We start from the raw sequence: 3,372 nt of genomic DNA, 5'->3' as shown, positions 1-3,372 counted from the left end.
AAGTTGGTCTCGTTCGGTTCGGCCTCGATTCTGAACATCGAGATTCAATCGCCGGAGCATTTCGCGGACATCCGATTGCCACCTGAGGTGACTGAGTTCGAACCCATGGCGGTAGGCCAAGTCGCGGATGGCCGCAGGTAACTGCTCGGCTGTGGGCATTTGCGCCCCTTTGAGCAGAACGGGCGTGACCACGATATCGCGCTTGAGCCCTGCTTCGATCTCCATGCGGACGAAATCACTGGCATTCTCAAGCCGGATCTGTCCCGCTTCGTCCTTGGCGGTCGCCCAGTCCTTGTCGATCAGGACCAGCATGAGATCGCAGGCTGCCAGCGTTTTCTGCAGTTCGCTGCGAAAGTCTCGGCCCAGCGAAATGCTATCCACGTCCATGAAGACGGCTTTCCGGCCCAGCCGCGCCACAAGTTCGTTGAACAGGGCACGCGCCTCTCCGGCAGCCGTCTGCCTCCGGTAACTGATGAAGACCGAGCTAATGCACCTCTCCTCGGCATATGGCGCGTCCATTCAGCGTGGTGCTTTTGAGCCTCATGCGTCTGCGGGCGATTTCCGCATTGTGCCATCACCGCGATGCTCAAAAGCCGGAGACGTGTTTTTTGGTACCTCAGTACGCACGTAGTCTCCGCGTCCTCCGCAACGCAAGTTCGAGCCGCAAGCGCTGGCAGCACACCCCTATAAATCCCCATAACCGGTGCAAATGCAATGCGGAATTGAGGCTCACCGGATGTGCAACTTCTTGAGACTTGCCCCGTTTCCACTGTTTGCGGCGATGCTCCAGCAGAGCAAGACAGATCGCCAAGTCACTCTACCTTCTTTGACATCGTCAGCACCCGGCACTGGAAGATGCCGATCGGCTTGATGTCGAACCTACTGATGAAAATTGGGGCGACGGAGTAGCTGCGTTCCGAAGCGTCCGTTCAGATCAGACATGAATGACAAAAACGGCACGAACTTCAGCCTGGGCAAGGTCATTCGGCGATTTCTGCTTCCTGAACGTCCCCTTGCCCTTGGCCGCTGTCAGAGCGTCGAGCTGCTCGGTACCGGCCAGGCGACAGGCCGTGATGCCGATGGAATAGTTTTGAAAATGCCACCGCTGTCTCGTAACCCACCCGGCTCGCAATTCGTGCGATCGGCTCGTCGCTGGTTTCCAGCAGGAACGCCGCTTCTGCCATCCGGCGCTCGATCACATAACGATGCATGGACTGGCCGATGAGCCTGGTGAAACGGGCCGAAAATGCCGATCGGCCAAGCCGAGAACTGTCCCTTATTTTCTGTGTCTCACTTTCGGGGTGCATTCCACCACCATTAGTAGGGAGAAACGGGGACAGACCACCATTAGTGCAGGCCTTCTCGCCGGGCAACCAACCCAATTCGACTCTGACCCCATTCATGCTCCTCGCCGTGCTCCTCGCCGTAGATTTCCGAAATCGGCAGGATCTTTACATCAACGTCGAGTCTTTCGCTTTCGCGGCGTATCAATCGAAGCCTTGGGCACGACGAGGTCGTCGAGCGAGATTTTCAGCAAGCCGGCAATCCTGCACAGCGTTTGAACGTCGCCACTCTTGCGGCCGGCCTCGATCTCGGAAAGGAAGCCTTGCGCGATGCCGGCTCGGTGGGCGAGCGCGGCTTGAGTCAACCCGGCCCGTTTTCGGTAGAACGCGAGCGGCGTTTTCGCGGCCAACAGGTCATCCATTTCGGCGCTGGTCAAAGAATGCTCGCCCTTTTTGAGCCGGTCCAGTGCTCGGCGCGCGGCCTCGGCGTCGGCCGCATCCTCGCCGGCGGCGGCGATCAGTTGGTCGTATTCCTTGCGGGCGAGAATTACGATGTCGTCGCCTTTGGGAGTTTTTGTCATCACGGGCATTTCGGTCGCTCCTAGTCGTAAATCCCGCCCCGCGGGCCAATATCGAGAATGGTGATCGTGTCGGCGGTTTCGCTGAATACAACGCGGAAGTCCTGAACGCGCAATCGTAAGGCATCGACGCCAGTCAGCGCTTTGACGTTGCGGGCTTGCGCCGCCGGGTCTTCTGCATATTGCTCGATCTTCGACCGGATCAGCTTCGCCTTGTTGGCGTGGCGAACCAGGGCGCGGGCCGCGGTCGCCTGGTAGATAATCGCTTTCATGACTAGATAATCTCATAAAGAGATATCCAAGGCAATATCTATTAGAGATATTTTCGGATATTCACTACCCGAGGTCCTGCTGCAGACCAACGCTTCGTTTCGAGCCCGAAATCGGCCAAAGCGCCCTAAATCATGATTTGGCTTGCTTTTCGCGCGCTTTCGCTTCGGTCCTTGCCACTCCAAGTTGCTCAGCATTGCCTCCAATAGAACGACTTTTGAAACATGCCCCGTGTTTGTGTTATTCTAGTCAGCATGACCAGAATCGTAAAATCATCGAAAGCGAAGGCGACGAAGAACCGTAAGCGCACGCGTCTCGTAAAGTCGGGGCGGTGGCCGTTGCAGGATGCAAAAGCCCGCTTCAGCGAACTGGTGCGCCGTGTACATAGCGATGGGCCGCAGCATGTAACCGTCCACGGGCGCGATGAGGTCGTTATTATTTCGGCTGACGAATTTCGCCGCCTCAAGGGCGATCTCAGGGGTGAGGCATTGATCGCTGCAATGCAGGCTTCTCCGCATCGTGGTGTCGAAATTGAACCGGGGCGCGCAGAAATGCCTGTGCGCGAGGTCTCTTTGTGAGCGGCTGGCTACTCGACACCAACATACTCTCCGAATTGCGCCGCCCCAAGCCAGAACGCAAAGTCATAGCCTTCGTTGCAGGTCAGCCACTTGACCTTCTCTATCTGAGTGCTGTGACCTTCGCCGAAATCCGGTTCGGAATTGAACTCGTCACGGATGCCAATCGCCGCGCTGAGCTTAATGATTGGCTCGCGCATAAGGTGCGGCCAATGTTCGAGCAACGTGTCCTCGCTGTCACCGAGGACATCATGTTCAGGTGGCGATTGTTGGTCGAGGACGGCCGCAAAGCTGGCCACACTTTCTCGCAGCCCGATCTCATCATCGCAGCGACCGCGCTTCACCATGGGCTGACCATCGTGTGCCGTGATGTCAGCGACTATCAAAAGGCCCACGCGCCCGTATTCAATCCGTGGGTTGATCCATTGCCGACACAGGATCCCACAAGACTGTCCTTCAATGAATGACCACGAACAATAAGGATTCCGCTTTCGCCGCAGCGCTCCTGCGCGAGGGGATCGACACAATGCTGGCCGGTACGCCATGTCGATCCGGTCGGGGCGACCCTTGTGGTCGCCCTCCTGCGGCGCCGGAATCAAAGAGGGCGCCCACAAGGGGCGCCCCTACGCGCTAGCTCAGGCGCGCCAGTCAGGTGGCCCCAACTCT

General features: G+C 57.9%; 5 protein-coding genes and 1 pseudogene. 2 read left to right on the top strand and 4 right to left on the bottom strand.

The genetic code is table 11. The annotated features are described in order from the left end of the window. The 4 genes and pseudogenes from ABSG20_RS32805 to ABSG20_RS32790 all read right to left on the bottom strand — a co-directional run. Nucleotides 1-519, bottom strand: a 519-nt coding sequence (locus ABSG20_RS32805) for a TIR domain-containing protein (protein WP_423868599.1), incomplete at its 3' end; no start/stop codon positions are given. Between the two features lie 461 nt (nt 520-980). Beyond that, nucleotides 981-1,262, bottom strand: a pseudogene (locus ABSG20_RS32800) (helix-turn-helix domain-containing protein); the annotation flags it as partial. 194 nt (nt 1,263-1,456) lie between these two features. Then, complete coding sequence (locus ABSG20_RS32795) at nt 1,457-1,873, bottom strand: helix-turn-helix domain-containing protein (protein ID WP_423868598.1); 417 nt, start codon at nt 1,871-1,873, stop codon at nt 1,457-1,459. Nucleotides 1,874-1,884: 11 nt separating this feature from the next. Next, a complete protein-coding gene (locus tag ABSG20_RS32790; RefSeq protein ID WP_423868597.1) occupies nt 1,885-2,133 on the bottom strand; it encodes a type II toxin-antitoxin system RelE family toxin in 249 nt (82 codons plus the stop codon). Between the two features lie 252 nt (nt 2,134-2,385). Here ABSG20_RS32790 and ABSG20_RS32785 point away from each other — a divergent pair, with 252 nt between their 5' ends. Both ABSG20_RS32785 and ABSG20_RS32780 read left to right on the top strand, forming a co-directional pair. Then, entirely contained in the window at nt 2,386-2,709 is a 324-nt protein-coding gene (locus ABSG20_RS32785; RefSeq protein ID WP_423868596.1) for a type II toxin-antitoxin system Phd/YefM family antitoxin, read from the top strand. Beyond that, the gene (locus ABSG20_RS32780; protein WP_423868595.1) at nt 2,706-3,173 is read left to right on the top strand and encodes a type II toxin-antitoxin system VapC family toxin; all 468 of its coding nucleotides are present in this window, start codon (nt 2,706-2,708) and stop codon (nt 3,171-3,173) included. Before ABSG20_RS32785 ends, ABSG20_RS32780 begins: the two co-directional genes overlap by 4 nt. The last annotated feature ends 199 nt before the right edge of the window (nt 3,174-3,372 follow it).

The organism is Bradyrhizobium sp. (assembly GCF_049512235.1).
Taxonomy (GTDB): domain Bacteria; phylum Pseudomonadota; class Alphaproteobacteria; order Rhizobiales; family Xanthobacteraceae; genus Bradyrhizobium.
Note: the sequence above shows the minus strand (reverse complement) of the source record. Positions and strands in the feature narration are given on the sequence as shown.

What these genes read in the sequence shown, in the direction of transcription:
- ABSG20_RS32790 (WP_423868597.1), bottom strand. Translation starts at nt 2,133, where the DNA reads ATGAAAGCGATTATCTACCAGGCGACCGCGGCCCGCGCCCTGGTTCGC.
- ABSG20_RS32785 (WP_423868596.1), top strand. Translation starts at nt 2,386, where the DNA reads ATGACCAGAATCGTAAAATCATCGAAAGCGAAGGCGACGAAGAACCGT.
- ABSG20_RS32795 (WP_423868598.1), bottom strand. Translation starts at nt 1,873, where the DNA reads ATGCCCGTGATGACAAAAACTCCCAAAGGCGACGACATCGTAATTCTC.